Raw genomic sequence first — 17,559 nt, 5'->3', positions numbered from 1 at the left:
CAAACAAAAAATCTACCTCCTTAAAAAACGCATTGTAAAATTTGCCGGATCACTCATCCACGCAGGTTCGTTGCCGTTTTCATCGATCAACCCCGCTTCGTACAAGCTTTTAAACGCCTCCTCGGGCGTCAAATCCTTATCTTCCTCCTCAATACGTTTGCGAACGTTTTCGAGTTGTTTCCACCGACAGATCGGTTTGTAAAATTTGGGTGTTTTCTTTTTCATAAAACAAGTTTTGCGCTCAAAGTAATTTTTCTCCGAACACAAAACTTTTTTCAAACATTTTTTGTCGGGAAGCCGTTTTTTAACCATTGGGAAATCCCCTGGGTCATGACGTATACATGCTCAAAACCCATGTTCCGTGCGCGCTTCGCGGCATAGGGCGCCGCTCCGCACAAGGCATCCGAACAGTAAAAAACGATCGTATCCTCCTTCCCGCATTCCAGATCCCCCGCCCCATAATCCCCCGGGTCCAAATGCCGCGCACCGGGAATATGGTGCCGCTTGTACGACGCGCACGGATTATTGTCCACCATCCGGAAACCCGGCTCCCCCAGGCGCCGGAGCACCTCCTCCGGCGAAATGTCTTCCAGCCCGAAAAGACGGGCCGTTGTTATCTGCTGTCTCATCTTTTTTCCACAAATCTCAACCCGCCATATGACAAGGGTATGTCAGCAGCTCCCAACGATTTTTCCAGGGCATGAAAAAAGCCGCCCGCTGGTGCGGACGGCCTTCATCATTTCCATTGCAAATCAATCTATTGCAACTGATATTTATGCTTATATCTTTCAAACAGCTGTTTATGCTTGTCTGTCAGGTCGATTTCCCGGCCCTGGATGTACGCCCGCGTGATCACGCTCGACTTCATATCCAGGATATCGCCCGTGCTCACCACCATATTCGCGTCCTTCCCCACTTCCAGCGAGCCGGTCTTATCCGCGATCCCAAGGATTTTGGCCGCGTTGAGGGTGATAGCGCTGAGGGCTTCTTCCCTGCTCAAACCATACGCTCCGGCCGTTCCGGCGTTGAATGGAAGGTTCCGCTGCTGCCAGAACCCCTCGTTCGAAATACTGAACAGCACACCGGCTTTCTGCAGGAGCGCAGGGGTTTTATAAGGCTGGTCCACATCGTCGTCCTGCATCACCGGCAGACTGTGCGGCTGCGACAGGATCACCGGAATGCCGTTCTTCTTCAACATATCGGCGATCATCCAGCTGTCAGTCCCGCCAACGATCACCACATCCAGCCCGAATTCCTGCTTCATATCCGCGGCTATCACCATTTCCTTCATGAGATCACAGTGGATGAAGAACTTCTGGCTTCCGTCGAACAGGCCTTTCACCGCCTCGTATTTCAGGTTGGTGCCATTCTTTTTGGAACCGCCGTCCAGATATGCTTTGGCGTCGCGCAGGAAAGCCTTCACCTGGCCGATCTTGTCCATGGCCGCTTTCACCGCATCGCCACCCGGCCCGCGGGCTTCCGCACCGAAGGGATTGGCGCGCGGCATGAGACGGGGCATGTAAAAATGGATGCCGTTATCGGTTTTGTAAGCCGCGTCTTCCCAGTTCCAGGCGTCGAGCTGCACTACCGACGAGCTGCCGGTCAGCAGTCCGCCTTCCGGCACCACCTGCGCCAGGAGGATCCCGTTGGTCCGCAGGGTATTGATAATCTTGGAATCGGTGTTGTACGACACGATGGAGCGGATGGACGGATTGATCTCCCCCACTTCGCTGTAATCGTTGGTGGCACGCACGCTTTCCACTTCGGTGAGGCCGAGGTTGCTGTCTGTCACGATAAGGCCGGGATAAATGTGCTGGCCCTGCACGTCGAACACGCGGACGTCGTCTGCCGGGATGGCCACATTCGCGCCCACCGCTATGATTTTTCCGTTGCTGAACCCGATGGTCCCGCGTTCAATGACCTGGCCGGCGCCGGTATGAATGGTGGCGTTTTTGAGGAACACCAGTCCTTTCTGCGACCCTGCCGGATATACCGTTTCCTGCGCCCGCAGCGTGGCCAGGGAGGCGGTAAGCCCTATGATGGAGAGGAATATTTTTTTCATGTTAGTGGTTGTTTGCGTGGTCGTGATCTTCCACATCGTTCAGAATATGATGCTGATGGCCGGCCTGCAGATCTTCGCAATGATAGATCTCCTCCCGTGAAGGCACCGCTTTCTGGGTGGGGCCTCCCTTCTTCTTCTCGCCTATCATTTTGGCGATCAGCCGGTTACGTTCGCCTGCGATCCGGGTGCGCAACTCGAGGTCGCGGGAACGGTCGAAGTAAACGATACCGTCCACGATCGTTTGTTCGGCTTTGGCGTAAATGCTGAGGGGATGATCGCTCCAGAGCACCACATCCGCATCCTTACCGGTTTTGATACTGCCGATGCGGTCGGAAACATGGAGGAGCTGCGCGGGATGCAGCGTCACCATTTTCAGGGCGAGCTCTTCTTCCATCCCACCGTATTTCACGCTTTTAGCGGCTTCCTGGTTGAGGCGGCGGGCCATTTCCGCGTCGTCGGAATTGATCGCGGTGGTAACGCCCACACGCTGCATAATGGTCGCATTCTGCGGAATGGCGTCTATCACTTCCATTTTATACGCCCACCAGTCGGCGAAAGTAGACCCTCCGGCCCCGTGTGCCTTCATCTTGTCGGCCACTTTATAACCTTCCAGGATGTGTGTGAAAGTATTGATGCTGAAGTTGAAGCGGTCGGCCACTTTCATCAGCATATTGATCTCGCTCTGAACATAAGAGTGACAGGTCACGAAACGTTTTTTGTTGAGGATTTCCACGAGCGCGTCCAGCTCGAGGTCGCGGCGCTTGTTGGGGCCGGCTTTCTCGTAGTCCCTCGCGCGGGTGAACGCATCCACCAGCACCTGTTCCACACCCATCCGCGTCTGCGGGAAACGCACGCGGGCAGGGAGGTTCCAGTTCGACTGCTTCACGTTCTCGCCCAGTGCGAATTTGATGAAACCGTCGGTCCCTGCGAACTTGAGGTCTTCCGCGTTCGCGCCCCAGCGCAGCTTGATCAATTGGCTCTGGCCGCCGATGGTATTGGCGGAACCATGCAGCAGGTGCGAAGATGTTACGCCGCCGGACAACTGGCGGTAGATATTTACATCGTCCGGGTTCACCACGTCTGCGATGCGCACTTCCGCGGTAACGGATTGCGTTCCTTCGTTCACCCCGCGACTGATCGCGATATGCGAGTGCTCGTCCAGAATGCCGGGCGTAAGATGTTTGCCGGTGCCGTCGATAACACGGGCGCTCCCGGCGGCGAGGCCTTTACCGATCTGTGCGATCTTGCCGTTGCGGATCAGCACATCCGTACCTTCGATCTTTCCTTCTTTTTCGTTCGTCCAAACCGTGGCGTTGCGGATGAGAATATCCTGCTGCTTCGGCATTTCCTCGAATCCATATCCCACGAACGGATAGTAGATTTTGCCTGATGCTTCCGGCGTTTTCTTTTTAGCCGTATCTGCCTTTGCTACGAATGTGGCGGTTTGAACGGCCTCCCAGTTCACGGGCACGCCTTTGTCGTCCACACCCGATCCGCGCATGGTGACCATAGCGCCCTGCATGAAGCGGATAGCGCCACTGAGGCGGAGTTGGCGGGTATTGTCTTTCGTGTTGTTGAGCACGATCGTCACCAGCGGGCCTGCCACATCGATCTTGCCGGGAATGGTGTCTTTGTTGACGATAGACGGCGCAGCCGGCGATCCCTTGATTTCCGCGGGATACGTTGCGGAACTGTTGGGATACGTGAGCACGATGTTGTATTTCCCGCGGATATCGGTCCAGCCTTCGTCTTTCAGTTGGTATTTATTCCCTTGCACCCAGTTTTGGTACAGGATGGTGCTTTCGTCGAAAATGGGTCCCGAGGCGATGAGGAAGTTGGCCAGTTTGCCGGCGTCGAGCGAACCGATTTTGTCGGACGCTTTCAGGATGGCGGCGGGCGTTTGCGTGAGGGCTTCCAGGGCTTTCTGTTCGGACAGGCCGTTGTCGATCGCTTTGCGGAGATTGGTGAAAAAGGATTTCGCGTCTTTCAGGTCGGCAGCCGTCAGTGCGAACGGAATGCCCGCTTTTTCGAATGCGGCGGGGTTGGTGGATGCCAGTTCCCAGTGCTTCATATCGGCCAATGCCACGAAGCGCGCGTCTGCCGGGTCTTCCACATCCATGGCGGCGGGGAAGTTCAGCGGCAGGATGAACTGCGCTTTCGACGCGAGCATTTCCGGCATGCGCTGATATTCATTGCCGCCGGCCTTGATGATGTATTGCACACCAAATTCGTCACCGATCTTGTCGGCCCGGAGCGCGTTCCATTTATCCCCGGCATCGAAGATCTGGACGAGCTGCTGCTGGTCGTTCCAGGCCTGGAGGCTCAGATTGACGCCTTCTGCGGCGGGGTTGCCCTTGTACCATTGCGCGTCGAGGTACTGCTGGCGCAGCAGCGCGATGGCGCCCATGAGGGAACTGGGGTAATCCTGCGTGGAGGAGCCTTTATCGAAGGAGTAATGCGAGGAGACTTTCTCGCGTATGATGGTTTTGTTTTCGCGGTCGGAAGCCAGGCTCACGAGCGCGCCGGTCCCGCGGGCGATGCCGTCTTGCTGATGCGTAAGAACGACGCCGAACCCTTGTCCACGGAGTGTTTCCGCTTTGCCGGCATCCGCCCCGAAAAGTTGTGCGGCGTTCACTTCCGGCTTGATGGACTGGTTCCAGTTATAGGCGCCCCGGGTAGCGGAAATGAATTGCTGCGATCCTCGGCCGGAACCGCCCCGCTGGTTGGAGGGCATTCCGTAATCGCTGTAGATGTCGATGAACGAGGGATAGATGAACTTCCCCTGGCAATCGACCACCACGGCGTCTTTCGGGACCGCGGCACCGGGGCCGGCGGCCACGATCTTTCCGTCGCGGATAACGAGGGTTGCGTCTTTCAAAGTCGTTTTCGCGTCTTTAACGATGGTGGCATGGGTGAAGGCGTAACAGCCTTCGCGGGGCTCGGCCACGCCGTTGACGGGGAAGGTCTGCTGGCCCAGTGCGCCCGTGGCCGGCAATAAAGCCGACAGACCGCATACTGCGCCGATGGCCCACCGCGTTAAAAGTTGGCGGCGATGCTGCATCCCCGGCTCCGGCACGGGTGCGCCGGCAGGAAATTTACTTGCTTTCATGGCAGGTTGATTAAGATACGTTTAGATGATGGCTGAATACGACACGCGCCGGCACAGGATAGATCTGGAAAAAGCACGGCGACCAGGTAACAATACAGCTACAAGTGTTAAATTTAATAAATGATTGACCGCGGAACCTACTATTTTGGAATAAATTTTTACGAGCGGTATCTTTCAGGTATCAACACACGGCATCAGTATATGAAAAACAAGATTTGGCTCATGACGGTACTGTTTGCGGCGCTCACATTCGCCGCACAGGCCCAGGATTCGACGCACGCCCGCGGCCACCGCTGGGACGCTGCAGGCAAGGCAGACAAGATGAGCGACAAGCTCTACCGCGAACTGGACCTCACCAAAGACCAGCGGAAGGCCATTTACGACATTAACGAAGACATTGCCCGGAAAAGGGATGCCGCGAAGAAAAACACCACGCTCAGCGCCCGCCAGCGCATGCAGCGGTACCAGGAGCTCGACAGCGACCGTAACCGCCGCTTCCAGGAAGTGCTCAGTCCATCGCAATACAAAAAATGGAATGATTGGGAATTGAAGAAGAAAGCGGATATGGAAAAGAAGATGGACCGTAAGCAAGACAAGAAGGAAGCGCGCAAAACCTCCGCCGGATGAGCGCCGCCGCAAGACGCGACGCGGAAACCATTTTTCTACATGCCGTAGCGGCCGTTCAGCCGCGGCACTTCGTTCCCCTCCACCTGCCTTCTCCTCCTCCGGGCGACGGCCGCATTTTCCTGCTGGCTGCCGGTAAAGCCGCCGCAGCCATGGCATTCGAGGCCGAGCGCATCCTGGGGGAGCGGCTGAACCAGGGTTTCGCCGTATCCAGCCATTCGCCGGACGTTCCCTTACAAAAAACCGGGCTCATCGTTGCGGGGCATCCCGTCCCGGATATCAACAGCCTCATCGCGGGCACTACCATGCTACAACTTGCGGCGGGCCTGAAACCGGACGACCATGTGGTTTTCCTGCTTTCCGGCGGCGCCTCCGCCCTGCTGGCCGACGTTCCGCCCGGCGCTTCCATGGAAGAGCTGCAACATGCCTTCCAGCTCCTGCTGAACAGCGGGGCCGATATCGCGGAGATGAACACCGTCCGCAAGCACCTTTCCGCCATCAAGGGCGGCCAGCTGGCCAGGGCCATCCATCCCGCCAGTGTGCATTCCATCCTCTTATCCGACGTGCCGGGCAACGACCCCGCGGTGATCGGTTCCGGGCCTACCGTGGCCGACCACACTACGTTTACCGATGCCCTGGCCATCATTGATAAATATCAACTCCGCGACCGCGTGGCTTCCGGCATCCTGGCGCATCTGGAGCAGGGAGAAGCCGGCCTCATCCCCGAAACCGCGCGCCCGGCCGAATTGCCGAACGCCACCCACGTTCTGGCCGCCAGCAACCGCATCGCGCTGGAAGCAGCGGCCCAAAAAGCGGATGCGCTCGGCTATCACGCCCATATCCTCACCGACCACGCCACCGGTAAAGCCCGCGACCTGGCAGCCGAACTGGTGAATGCCGCGTTATCGTACAAAGGCCCTTTCCCCGCTTGCCTCCTGGCCGGCGGAGAATCTACCGTGCAGGTGACCGGCAACGGCCTCGGCGGCCGCAACCAGGAACTGGCGCTGGCCGCCGGCCTGCTGATCAAAGACCATCCGCGGATCACGTTCCTTTCAGCCGGTACGGACGGGATCGACGGGCCTACGGACGCGGCAGGCGCCGTCATCGACGCGGGAACCCTCGCGCAGGGGCCCGACCCTTTGCCTTTCCTGGAGAACAACGACAGCTGGCATTACTTCCATCAAACCCAGACCCACATCCGGACCGGCCCCACCAATACCAATGTGATGGACCTCGCCATCATTCTCGTACAAGGCATTGCAAACGATTGACAATTTCCTCGCCGGAAATTTGCTTATCTGGTTCGTAATGCTAATTTTGGGAAACTAAAAAAAATCGAAAGTTTATGCTGAGAATGGAACAGACCTGGCGGTGGTTCGGCCCCAAAGATCCGGTGAGCCTTTCAGACATCCGGCAAGCCGGCGCCACAGGTATCGTTACGGCCCTTCATCACATACCCAACGGCACCGTATGGTCCAAAGAAGAGATCATGCAGCGCAAACAGGAAATCGAAGCCGCTGGCCTCACCTGGTCTGTAGTGGAAAGCGTACCCGTGCACGAAGACATCAAAACACAAACCGGGCGCTTCAAGGAATACATCAAAAACTACCAGCAATCCATCCGCAACCTCGCGGCATGCGGTATTTACACCGTTACATATAACTTCATGCCCGTGCTGGACTGGACCCGCACCGACCTGGCCTATACCCTCGAAGACGGTTCCAAAGCCCTCCGGTTCGATAAAGCCCAGTTCATGGCATTCGACCTCTTCATGCTCCAACGCCCCGGCGCCGAAAACGATTATCCCGAAGAGGAAATCTCCCGCGCCAAAGAGCAATTCGACAGCATGACGGAAGACGAAAAAGCCCTCCTGCAACGCAACATCATCGCCGGGCTCCCCGGTTCGGAAGAAAGCTTCACCCTCGAACTGTTCCAGCAGGCGCTGGACAAATACAAAGACATCGACGCCATCAAGCTCAAGCTGCACCTCTTCTATTTCCTCCAGCAAATTGTGCCGGTAGCGGAAGAAGTGGGCGTGAAACTGGCCATCCATCCAGACGATCCTCCGTACGCCATCCTCGGCCTGCCCCGCGTGGTGAGCACCGAACAGGACGCGCGCGAACTGCTGGCCACCATCGTGTCTCCATCCAACGGACTTTGCTTCTGCACCGGTTCCTACGGCGTGCGGCCGGATAACGACCTGCCCGGCATGATCGACCGCCTCGGCGAGCACATCCACTTCCTCCACCTCCGCTCCACCAAGCGCGACGCGCTCGGCAATTTCTACGAAGCCAATCACCTCGAAGGCGATGTAGACATGTACAGCGTCGTGAAAAGCATTCTCGGCGTCATGAAGCGCAGGGGCGTTTCCATCCCCATGCGGCCAGACCACGGCCACCAGATGCTGGACGACCTGAACAAGAAAACCAATCCCGGATACAGCGCCATCGGCCGCCTTCGCGGGCTCGCAGAACTGCGCGGCCTCGAAATGGGCATCGCGGGAAAGTGATCCGATATCCGTTTTCCGAATAAAAAAATAGCCCGGTCTGCGAAAGACCGGGCCTTTTTTATTTAAACACACACTACGAAAACAAAACCAGTCAATGGTTATTGTTTCCAAAATTCTTGTCCGCTGAGGTGCATCAGCTCCAGGCCCGCCAGTGATAACTGGTACTGGTACTGGATCTTGGAGAGTTGCGCCTCGAGGAGCGAGGTTTGTGCGTTTTGCAGATCGAGGTAAGTAATGACGCCGTTGCGGTAGCGGCTTTGCGCCAGCGTGAGGGCTTTGTTCGCCTGTTCCAGCAGCACTTCGGCCGTTTGCAGCCTGTCGCGCCCTGCCGTGATATCCGCATTTTGCTGGGCGGCTTCCTTTTGCAGGACTTCTTTCACATCCTGCGTGTTCAGTTTCGCGATTTCCGCTTCCGTGGCGGCGATATGTTCCTGCGTGCGGAGTTTTTTACCGTTATAGATCGGCACAGAAAGGCTCACGCCTGCATAGTAATTGAATTTGGGCGTGGTGATCTCGGGCAGGTAACCGTTCTTGAAACCCGTTCCCGCATTGAGGAACAGGCTCGGTTTGTATTGCGCCTTCGCCAGTTCGATCCCCGTTTCCGCTACTTTTTCCTTTTCCAGCGACGTGCGCATGGTAGCGTTGTGCTCGAAATCGCCGGCGGCGGGCGGAACGGCCCATGCGAAATCGGAATGCACCGAATCCTGCAAATGCTCACCGGTCAGGTATTCGAGCGTGGCGACCTGTTTCTGGAGGGAATTCGTGAAATCGACTTTTTTATTGCGGTAAGATTCGAGTTTTACGCGCGTATTGATGAGGTCGAGATCGATGGCGTCCCCGTGTTTCAGCTTGTTTTCCACCATGGTCTCCGTTTCTTCGAGCAGGCGGATGTTGGCTTCCTGCACGGCGATATTGTCTTGCAGGAACGCGATGTTCATATAAACGTTAGCCACCTGGTAGGCCAGCTCTTCGCGGGCTTCGGCGGTTTGCACGCCGAGGAGCCCGGCCTGTGCGGTGGATTTCTTGATCTGGCTGCCGGATTTTCCGAAATCGAGCAGTAATTGCCGCGCTTCCACGCCGGCGTTGATGTTTTCGGACGGCACCGGCTGGAATTTGAAATCGCTGCCGGGCAGTTGCACCTTGGGAACGGGGTACACATGGCTGTAGCTGGCGCTGCCGCTCACTTCGGGCAGGCGGTTGGCTTTGGCGAGCGTGGTTTGGTCGGCCGCGATGCGCTGCTGCGTTTCCATCGCCTTGATTTGTGTGAAATGGCTGAACGACTGCTGGACGAGCGACTTCAGCTCGGCGGGCGCCGACTGTGCGAAAGCCCCCGTGGCCGTGCAACTCAATATGATGATCAGTGCTTTTTTCATGACTTGTGTGTTTTTAAATCAATGCGCGTGTTCCGCCGCTTCCTTCATGGCGTCTGCGCTGAGGTTCCTTTTCTTCACGAACAGCATCAGCGGGAGCACACATATGAAAAAGATGCCCACGATGCGGAACGCGTCGAGGTATGTTAAGATGTAAGCCTGCTTGGTCACAACGGCGTCGAGCAGGGAAAGACTGGCGTGTTTGGCCTGGTCGAGCGTCATGCCCCTGGCTACCATGGCGTTGCTCATTTGCTGGAGGCGCTCCGTGGCGGTGGCGCTTTCCGGCCCCACGTACGGCAGCAGTTGCGTGCGGTGCTCCATGTACTGGCGCGCCACGTAAGTGTTCATGAACGCGATGCCGAAAGAGCCGCCCAGCTGCCGAAGCATGTTGTTGATGGCGATGCCCTGCGGCATTTCTTTGGGCGACAGCCCCGAAACGGCCTGGTTCGTCAGCGGTACGCTCAGCATGGCGGAGCCGATTCCCCGGAGCAACAGCGGCACGAAGAAGAACATCTCGCCCGCGTCCGGACTGGCGGTCGACATCCAGAAGCAGAAAATCGCGAAGATCAGGAAGCCGCCCGTGATGAGGTATTTCGGCGGAACGCCACGCTGGATCGCCTTTCCGACCATCGGCATCATAATAGCCGCCATGATGGCCCCCGGAAAGAGGCTTTCACCGGTAAGCGTAGGCGTATAGCCGTTTACACGTTGCATCCAGACCGGGTACACGAACATCGAACAGTAAATCCCCATCCCCATGATGAATGTCAATAGCGTGGTGATGGCCAACGTCCGGTTTTTCAGCACATGCAGGTTGACGGCCGGCGCATCCGTCCGCAGCTCCCACCAGATAAACAGCACGAAAGCCACGGCCGCAGCTACGGTCAGCACCACGATGTGCGTGGCCGCAAACCAATCTTCCGACTGCCCTTTCTCCAGGATGTATTGCAAACTGCCGACCCAGACGCATAGCAGGAAAATGCCGAGATAATCGATCTTGATGGCTTTCCGGTTGATATTGTATTCGTTGGGCTGCTTGTCGATGAACGAGAATACGAGGAACGCGGCGATGATGCCGATGGGAACGTTGAGGTCGAAGATGAGCGACCAGTGGAAGTTATCCACGATGATCCCACCCAGCGTAGGCCCCACCGTGGGCCCGATGATCACGCCCATACCGAAGATGGCGGATGCCGTGGGCCTTTCGTAAATCTCGAAAGTGTCGAAGAGGATGGACTGCGAAGTGCTCAGCAGCGCACCGCCCCCCACGCCCTGGATGAAGCGCCAGGCTACGAGCTCCCACAAACTGCCCGACTGTCCGCACATATAGGATGCGAACGTAAATATGAGGATGGAAGTGAGATAATAGTTTTTCCGCCCGAAATAGGAAGCAAGGAACCCGGTCATGGGGATCACGATCACGTTGGCGATGGCGTACGCGGTGATCACCCAGGAGGCGTCTTCGATCGTGGCGCCGAGGTTGCCGCTGATTTGCGACAGCGCCACGTTCACGATCGTGGTATCTATCAGCTCCAGCATGGTAGCGGAGATGACCGTGGCCACGATGATCCATTTGGCGAGCCCTTTTGGTTTCGCTGTCATTGCCTTAGTATTTTAAAGCCACTTCCACGCTCAGGCCGGCGCGCAGGCGGTCGAGGTATTGGTCGGCGTTGTCAATGGAAATTTTAACGGGAACGCGTTGCACGATTTTCACGAAGTTGCCGGTAGCATTGTCGGGCGGCAGCAGGGAGAATTTAGCGCCTGTAGCGCGGGAAATAGCGATCACATGCCCTTTGAGGTGCAGATCGCTGAAACCGTCCACTTCAATTTCTGCTTCCTGGCCCACGGCGATGTGCGCCAGCTGCGTTTCCTTGAAGTTGGCCACGATGTAAAAACCGTTTTCGTCGACGATGGTGAAAAGGCTCTGCCCTGCCTGTACGAACTGGCCCGGTTCCACGTTCTTTTTACCGATGCGGCCCGCGATGTTGGCGGTTACGTTAGTGTAACCGAGTTTCAGCTTCGCCTGTTCAACCGCGGCCTGTTTGCTGGCCAGCAAGGCTTCGGCCTGCTGTACCTTGGCGGCAGCTACCTGAACAGACGAGCGTGCCAGGGTAATATTGTCCTGCGCGGCCTGGAACTGTTTGTCGTTGGTGAGGCTGTTGGCCTTGGTGTCGTCGAGCTGGCGATTGGTGATGGCATGGTCGTCGAACAGGGCCTGGTCGCGGCGGAGGTCGGCGGTAGATTTGTCTTTCCGTACCAGCGCCACCTGTGCGTTGGATTGCGCCACGGTGATGCCGGCGCCGGCGTTGGCGAGATTGGCACGAGCGGTGGCCAGGTCGGCCGCTGCCTGCTGTGCGTCTGCCTCCGACTGTTGCAGCGCGATGCGGTATTCTTCGTCGTCGATCGTGACGAGCGTATCGCGCAGCTTCACGTTACCGTAATCCTGGACGTTCAGTCCTTTCACGTACCCGGCCACCCGGGCGATCACGGGGGCGGAGTGCCCCTCTACCTGGGCGTTGTCGGTAGTTTCGTGATGGCGGGCATATAACCATTGTTTAATGCCGAAGATGGCGCCGAGAATGAGGATGGCGATGAAGATGATCCTCGCCACGAGTTTGCCCTTGCGGGGACTTGCCTGTGCAGTTTCCATTGTGTGTGTTTTTCGAAATCGGCATCAAAGGTAAACCAAGCTTACCAAATGGACAAATAAGTTGACCTTTTTAAATTTTTATTATCTTTGTATGACAAAAGGGGATATTTTAGCCCCTTCATCCAAAACTGGCCGCACCGATTATGACTACAACTGATAAGGACCAACAATTAGCGGATATTATTTCCCAACGGCCGAAGCTGCTCATCCGGCTGTTGAGCATCGTGAAGAAGGATTTCGACGCGCGGCTCACGGAGCATTTGCAGCAGAACGGCTACGCCGATTTCAAGATCGGTGACATGGTGCTGATGGCGAACATTTCTACGGAAGGGACGATCAATAATGAGCTGGCCAAGAAGGCCCGCATTACCAAACAGGCCATGAGCAAGGTGGTAAAAAACCTTGAGGCGATAGGCTACATCATTACGCGCAAGCACGAAACCGACAATCGCGCCACGGTCATTTTCCTGAGCGAAAAAGGGAAACAGCTGATGATCGATATGTTCAGCGCCGTGAAGGGGATCCAGGAATATTACACCGGCATCATAGGGGAAAAAGACGCGGACCTGCTGCGCGACATCCTGTTCAAGCTCGCGTCTGAGCTGCATCCCACGATGGTGGACCCGAGCCGTTAAGCGAACATTTTCCCGCGGAGTTTTGTAACGTAATAGGTAAACCTGCCTCCATGCGTTCCTTCAGCACATTTCTCATTACCGTAGCGGCCATTGCGCTGCTCATCTCGGCGCTGCTCTACCTGAGCCCCTGGCGCAAGGAGCTGTATGAGGAGTATGCCGTGCGTGAAATGGTACCGCCCGACCGGCGGGAAACGGTGGCGGATTCGTTGCTCGCCGTAGCCACGCGGCATTTCAATCATCATAAGTACGAAAAGGCCGCTGCGGAGCTGGATAAAGTGGTGGCCCTGGAGCCCGATATGGAGTATGCCCGGTATTACCGCGGCCTGGCGCAGCTGGAAAACAACCGGTTGGCGGAGGCGCGGGCCGATCTCGAGGCTTTGTGGAACGAGGGGTCGCATTACAAACACAGCTGCGCATTTTTCATCGCCCTGTCTTATCTCAAAGGGAAAAACGGCGCCGAAGCGCGCGTGTGGCTCAACCGCATCCCCGAAGGCACGCCGGAATACCCGAAAGCGCAACGATTGTTACAGGAAATGAAATGATGCAGCCAGCTTTCTCCTTTCTATTCAACCGCCGTTGCGTCGCACACTTCAACTTTTTCTTTTCCTTCACCCAAAAACTGTAAACGGTTCTGCCGTTCCATAAAATAAAAAAAGAGCCGGCTCAGACGAGACCGGCGTTATCATATTCCACGTCTACAGTAAAAAACTTGATCACTTTACATTATTAATTACAAACTACAGTTTAACCAACCATATTTCAGGATTGCGCACAGGCAGGTTGCGCAGCACTTCTTCCACTTCCGAGCCATGCGGCAAACGCTCCCACAGCCGGAAATACGCTTCATTTCCGTACGCCGCAGCCGCAAACAGGAGAAACGGGTGCGCCATCGGCCATTCGTCCCAATACATCACATCTTTCGCGTAAGGCCATAAATTTTTCTGCTGAACAAAAGGGTACATAAAGGATATGCCTTTGCCGATCGATTTCTTCGCAGGGTCTTCGTATTGCCACAAATCCGCGCCGGGTTTGCTGAGGATCTGGCAAATAGTGGTCATGGCATCCAGGTTGAATAACGCATAACCGTAAGGTTTTGTTCGTCTCAGCTCCAGCGGAAAACTGCCGTCGGCGGCCATTTGCCCGGGCAGCAATATTTCTTTGTACCGGCGTTCGCAGAAATTCGTCCACGTTGTGTCTTTCAAAAACGAGGCAAACGCCGCCACTTGCATCACCCAGCAGGTTCCGTGGTTATTTTTGGCGTTCATTTCGTCTTTGCCGTAAGGGTGTTCCGTCATCCATTGCAAATATTCCCTGAACCACCGGCGCACCGCTTCCAGTTCCACACCTTTCAACACACCGGCTTTTTCCATGATCCGCAAGGCCTGCGCCACTTCCAGCAGATGGATGGTATCGATGATGCCGATCCCCCGGCCCGTAGCCCTTCCTTTGATCGCCTGCGCATACAGCAGATGCGGATGCATGCGGGTGGCGGTATCCGCGAACCAGGCGAGGATGTGCTGCTTTGCGTGCTCCAGCCGTTCCTTCTTCCCGTCTGCCACGTAAGCCGCCGCCAACGCGCCCACTACCCTGCTGAAGCGCACCATCGCCTGGCGGTGCGCTACGAAGTTGCCGGGGTTGGTCTGGCCGTCGCGCTGCACATACGGACTATCCTGATGCTTCGGGTCTGGCCACCAGTAATCTCCTTCGGAGTAAAAATCGTGTTTGCCGCCGGCACTCCGGTCGCAGGAAGCCGCCGTTACGGTTACGGGCTGCTGTTGCATGGCCCACGCGGCTTCCTTGCGGATCTGTTCCCGCCGCGCCGCCAGGGCACGCTTCAGCCAGCCACCGTCTGTTGCGGCGGCGTTTTGCAGCCATAGCAGGCCCACGATTACGAATGCCGTTTTCTTCATTTCGCTACGATCGTTGTTGTACCTTTTCTGATCTGTACCGCCTGGTCGGTTACCGCCGGCAGACGCAGTTCCGGAAGCTTGCCCGGTGCGGCGATGCGCTTGTTGACGGGGAATCCGTAGTCCTTCAGGCCGCCGCTGGCTGCTTTGTCGGCCACCGGCGCGGCGATCTGCACGGGAATGTTCGTCCGGATGGTGCGACCGCCGGCATTTCTATCCGACCTGATCCGCGCACTGGCCAGTTTCCCGTTTTTCCATTCGATATCCACTTCCATCCCTCCTTTCAGTTTCAATCCCTTTACACTGCCCGCCGGCCATGCGGAAGGCAATGCAGGTAACAGATGGATCACGCCGTCGTGGCTTTGCACGAGCATTTCCGTGATGCCAGATACCACCCCGAAATTCCCGTCGATCTGGAACGGCGGATGCGCATCGAACAGGTTGGCATAAGAACCGCCGCTGTTGTCGGCTACGCTGATGGAGTCGGTTTCGGCGAGGAACAATTGCTTATTGAGCATCGTGTAGGCGTGGTCGCCATCTTCCAGGCGCGCCCACCAGTTGATCTTCCAGGCTTTCGACCAGCCCGTTCCGCCATCGCCGCGCAACTCCAGGCTGCGTTTGGCCGCAGCGGCGAGCTCGGGCTCACGCCGCGGCGTGATGGCATTTCCCGGGAAAAGACCATACAGGTGAGAAAGGTGACGATGCTTGTCTTTGGGATCGTCCCAATCGAGGTACCATTCCTGCAACTGACCGTACTGCCCGGTCTGGAAAGGATATAAATTCTTCAGTTTCTGTTTGATGCCCGACACCAGTTCCTTATCCCGCTTCAGCAGCGTGGCGGCCTGCGCGGTGCGGTTGAGCAGATCGTGGATGATGGACATGTCCATCGTGGAAGCGATGCTCACGGAACCTTTGCGCGCGCCGGCGATGAGGAAATTATTCTCCGGGGAGGTCGACGGGTTGGTCCCCCAATTCCCCGCGGTGTCTTTCACGAGCCAGCCGAGCATGAATTCGGTGGCGCCTTTCATGAGCGGATAGGCTGTTTTTTCGAGGAAAACGCTATCGCCCGTGTAGGCATAATGTTCCCAAAGGTGCCGGCAGAGCCAGGCGCCGGCCATGGGCCAGATGCCCCAACGCGGGTCGCCGCGCGGATCGCGCCAGTCGAAGCCGCCGGAAGGCGCAGTGATGGCCCAGATATCGGCGTTATGGTGCACCGTCCATCCACCCAGCCCGTAATTCACTTTCGCGGTCTCCTTTCCGTTTTCGGCGAGCTGCCCGATGAAATCGAACAAGGGCGCGGTGCATTCGGAAAGGTTGGCTGTTTCCGCCGGCCAGTAATTCATTTCGGTATTGATGTTCGTCGTATAGTTGGAGCCCCACGGCGGCTGCATTTTATCGTTCCAGATGCCCTGGAGGTTCATGGCCGGCCCGCCCTTCCTTGAGCCTGCGATCATGAGGTAGCGCCCGAATTGATACAGCAACGTTGTGAGCTGCGGATCGCGGTTACCGCCGGCCCGGGTGTATTCCACGAGCCGCGTGTCTGTAGGCTTGCGGGCGGAGGAATCGACTCCCAGGTGAAGCTGAACGCGGCGGAACAGCGGTTGGTAATCTGCGAGGTGCCTTTGCAGCAGCGCCCCGAACGCCAGGCCTTCCACTTTTTGCAGGGGCGCCAGCGCGGCAGAGTCCGCACGCCTGCCATGTTTCACTGGATCTACGTTCGGCCCGTTGAAACCCGTGCCCATAGACACGAGCAGCGTCACTTCCGTGGCACCTTCGATGCGCAACCGGTCGCCTTCGGCAACGGAGCGGCCGTCGGTGAGGCGCGCCTTTACGTGTACTTCATATGGTATGCCGATGGCGGGATCGTATTCGATGGTGCGCTTTTCATACGGCCGGTGTGGCACGTACGAGGGGCATTGCCCTTTCATGACGAGATGATCGGCGGCCGATGTTGTGACCGTTGCCTTCATGGGGTTCCTGAACCCTGCCGTGAAGCTGAGCGAACCTTTGCGGCTGCTTTTCCAGCGGATGACGAGCAACTGGTCTGGCCAGGAAACGAACATCTCCCGCGTATATACGACCCCGTTAACCGTATAGGAAACTTTCGCCTGCGCCGAATTGAGGTCGAGCGAACGTTCGTAATGGGCTGCGGGTGCGGTGTGCGTAGACTTGAGGAACAGTCCGCCGAGGGTAAGGTACCTGGCGGAGTAAGGCCCGAGCATGAGCCGGCTGAGCGAGTCTGCTTTGAGGTATTCTCCATTCCAGAGGGCCTGGCGAACGAGCGGGAGGGTATTGTAGGCGCCGGGATTGTTGCCGACGCCGGGCCCGCCGCTCCATAGGAACGCCTCGTTCAGCTGCAGTTGTTCTTCTTCCACGCCGCCGAACACCATGGCCCCGATGCGCCCGTTGCCGATGGGCAGCGCCTGGTTCCAGTTGGCCGCGGGCTGGCGGTACCAAAGTTTCAGCAATGGGTCTTGCTGCTGCGCCGAAGCCGCCAGCGCGGCGAGGCACAACACACCTGTCAACCAGCCTTTACATCTTATTATCATATCGTTGTTACACACATTTTTATCGCCGGGAAAATACCGCGAGCCACAGGCGTACGGCCAAAAAATACGTACAGCCCGTGAACTCACGGATTACTTGAATGGATTGGAAAAGTACATGATACTACTCTTCATAACGCGGTGCCT

At 56.9% G+C, this 17,559-nt stretch carries 14 protein-coding genes; 5 read left to right on the top strand and 9 right to left on the bottom strand.

Features of this window, described 5'->3' with window-relative positions; all coding sequences use genetic code 11:
- Positions 1-12: 12 nt before the first annotated feature.
- The 4 genes from WJU22_RS09330 to WJU22_RS09315 form a co-directional block, all read right to left on the bottom strand.
- Complete coding sequence (locus WJU22_RS09330) at positions 13-225, bottom strand: hypothetical protein (RefSeq protein WP_341842970.1); 213 nt, start codon at positions 223-225, stop codon at positions 13-15.
- A gap of 50 nt (positions 226-275) precedes the next feature.
- Positions 276-629 (bottom strand): rhodanese-like domain-containing protein, encoded by a 354-nt coding sequence (locus WJU22_RS09325; protein ID WP_341842969.1) that lies wholly within the window; start codon positions 627-629, stop codon positions 276-278.
- A gap of 128 nt (positions 630-757) precedes the next feature.
- Positions 758-2,062, bottom strand: coding sequence for an amidohydrolase family protein (locus WJU22_RS09320; RefSeq protein WP_341842968.1), 1,305 nt, complete (start codon positions 2,060-2,062; stop codon positions 758-760).
- A 1-nt stretch (position 2,063) separates the two neighbouring features.
- The gene (locus tag WJU22_RS09315; RefSeq protein WP_341842967.1) at positions 2,064-5,171 is read right to left on the bottom strand and encodes an amidohydrolase family protein; all 3,108 of its coding nucleotides are present in this window, start codon (positions 5,169-5,171) and stop codon (positions 2,064-2,066) included.
- A 201-nt stretch (positions 5,172-5,372) separates the two neighbouring features.
- On the opposite strand from WJU22_RS09315, the gene WJU22_RS09310 reads away from it, so the two are divergent.
- The 3 genes from WJU22_RS09310 (at position 5,373) to uxuA (ending at position 8,304) form a co-directional block, all read left to right on the top strand.
- Positions 5,373-5,798, top strand: coding sequence for a hypothetical protein (locus WJU22_RS09310; protein WP_341842966.1), 426 nt, complete (start codon positions 5,373-5,375; stop codon positions 5,796-5,798).
- Positions 5,795-7,066 carry a glycerate kinase type-2 family protein gene (locus WJU22_RS09305; RefSeq protein WP_341842965.1) on the top strand — a complete coding sequence of 424 codons (1,272 nt, stop codon included), beginning with the start codon at positions 5,795-5,797 and terminating at the stop codon, positions 7,064-7,066. Before WJU22_RS09310 ends, WJU22_RS09305 begins: the two co-directional genes overlap by 4 nt.
- 74 nt (positions 7,067-7,140) lie before the next feature.
- The gene (gene uxuA / locus WJU22_RS09300) at positions 7,141-8,304 is read left to right on the top strand and encodes a mannonate dehydratase (protein ID WP_341842964.1); all 1,164 of its coding nucleotides are present in this window, start codon (positions 7,141-7,143) and stop codon (positions 8,302-8,304) included.
- A gap of 98 nt (positions 8,305-8,402) precedes the next feature.
- Here the strand turns inward: uxuA and WJU22_RS09295 are convergent, their stop codons facing one another.
- The 3 genes from WJU22_RS09295 to WJU22_RS09285 are packed head-to-tail and all read right to left on the bottom strand — an operon-like array spanning position 8,403 to position 12,324.
- Positions 8,403-9,677, bottom strand: coding sequence for a TolC family protein (locus WJU22_RS09295; RefSeq protein WP_341842963.1), 1,275 nt, complete (start codon positions 9,675-9,677; stop codon positions 8,403-8,405).
- 18 nt (positions 9,678-9,695) lie between these two features.
- Positions 9,696-11,276 (bottom strand): MDR family MFS transporter, encoded by a 1,581-nt coding sequence (locus tag WJU22_RS09290; RefSeq protein WP_341842962.1) that lies wholly within the window; start codon positions 11,274-11,276, stop codon positions 9,696-9,698.
- 4 nt (positions 11,277-11,280) lie between these two features.
- A complete protein-coding gene (locus WJU22_RS09285) occupies positions 11,281-12,324 on the bottom strand; it encodes an HlyD family secretion protein (RefSeq protein ID WP_341842961.1) in 1,044 nt (347 codons plus the stop codon).
- 143 nt (positions 12,325-12,467) lie between these two features.
- Here WJU22_RS09285 and WJU22_RS09280 point away from each other — a divergent pair, with 143 nt between their 5' ends.
- Entirely contained in the window at positions 12,468-12,959 is a 492-nt protein-coding gene (locus WJU22_RS09280; protein WP_341842960.1) for a MarR family winged helix-turn-helix transcriptional regulator, read from the top strand.
- Between the two features lie 50 nt (positions 12,960-13,009).
- Complete coding sequence (locus tag WJU22_RS09275; RefSeq protein WP_341842959.1) at positions 13,010-13,501, top strand: hypothetical protein; 492 nt, start codon at positions 13,010-13,012, stop codon at positions 13,499-13,501.
- 195 nt (positions 13,502-13,696) lie between these two features.
- On the opposite strand, the gene WJU22_RS09270 is transcribed toward WJU22_RS09275, so the two are convergent.
- Positions 13,697-14,869, bottom strand: coding sequence for an alginate lyase family protein (locus WJU22_RS09270; RefSeq protein ID WP_341842958.1), 1,173 nt, complete (start codon positions 14,867-14,869; stop codon positions 13,697-13,699).
- Positions 14,866-17,415, bottom strand: a complete 2,550-nt coding sequence (locus WJU22_RS09265; RefSeq protein ID WP_341842957.1) for a glycoside hydrolase family 95 protein — start codon at positions 17,413-17,415, stop codon at positions 14,866-14,868. Before WJU22_RS09265 ends, WJU22_RS09270 begins: the two co-directional genes overlap by 4 nt.
- Positions 17,416-17,559 lie beyond the last annotated feature (144 nt).

Source organism: Chitinophaga caseinilytica (genome assembly GCF_038396765.1).
In the GTDB taxonomy this organism is placed as follows: Bacteria; Bacteroidota; Bacteroidia; order Chitinophagales; family Chitinophagaceae; genus Chitinophaga; species Chitinophaga caseinilytica.
This window is presented reverse-complemented; position numbering and strand designations above follow the sequence as displayed.

Excerpts from the sequence above, each read along its gene's own strand:
- WJU22_RS09330 (WP_341842970.1), bottom strand. The coding sequence starts at position 225 with ATGAAAAAGAAAACACCCAAATTTTACAAACCGATCTGTCGGTGGAAA.
- WJU22_RS09325 (WP_341842969.1), bottom strand. The coding sequence starts at position 629 with ATGAGACAGCAGATAACAACGGCCCGTCTTTTCGGGCTGGAAGACATT.
- WJU22_RS09320 (WP_341842968.1), bottom strand. The coding sequence starts at position 2,062 with ATGAAAAAAATATTCCTCTCCATCATAGGGCTTACCGCCTCCCTGGCC.
- WJU22_RS09315 (WP_341842967.1), bottom strand. The coding sequence starts at position 5,171 with ATGAAAGCAAGTAAATTTCCTGCCGGCGCACCCGTGCCGGAGCCGGGG.
- WJU22_RS09310 (WP_341842966.1), top strand. The coding sequence starts at position 5,373 with ATGAAAAACAAGATTTGGCTCATGACGGTACTGTTTGCGGCGCTCACA.
- WJU22_RS09305 (WP_341842965.1), top strand. The coding sequence starts at position 5,795 with ATGAGCGCCGCCGCAAGACGCGACGCGGAAACCATTTTTCTACATGCC.
- uxuA (WP_341842964.1), top strand. The coding sequence starts at position 7,141 with ATGCTGAGAATGGAACAGACCTGGCGGTGGTTCGGCCCCAAAGATCCG.
- WJU22_RS09295 (WP_341842963.1), bottom strand. The coding sequence starts at position 9,677 with ATGAAAAAAGCACTGATCATCATATTGAGTTGCACGGCCACGGGGGCT.
- WJU22_RS09290 (WP_341842962.1), bottom strand. The coding sequence starts at position 11,276 with ATGACAGCGAAACCAAAAGGGCTCGCCAAATGGATCATCGTGGCCACG.
- WJU22_RS09285 (WP_341842961.1), bottom strand. The coding sequence starts at position 12,324 with ATGGAAACTGCACAGGCAAGTCCCCGCAAGGGCAAACTCGTGGCGAGG.
- WJU22_RS09280 (WP_341842960.1), top strand. The coding sequence starts at position 12,468 with ATGACTACAACTGATAAGGACCAACAATTAGCGGATATTATTTCCCAA.
- WJU22_RS09275 (WP_341842959.1), top strand. The coding sequence starts at position 13,010 with ATGCGTTCCTTCAGCACATTTCTCATTACCGTAGCGGCCATTGCGCTG.
- WJU22_RS09270 (WP_341842958.1), bottom strand. The coding sequence starts at position 14,869 with ATGAAGAAAACGGCATTCGTAATCGTGGGCCTGCTATGGCTGCAAAAC.
- WJU22_RS09265 (WP_341842957.1), bottom strand. The coding sequence starts at position 17,415 with ATGATAATAAGATGTAAAGGCTGGTTGACAGGTGTGTTGTGCCTCGCC.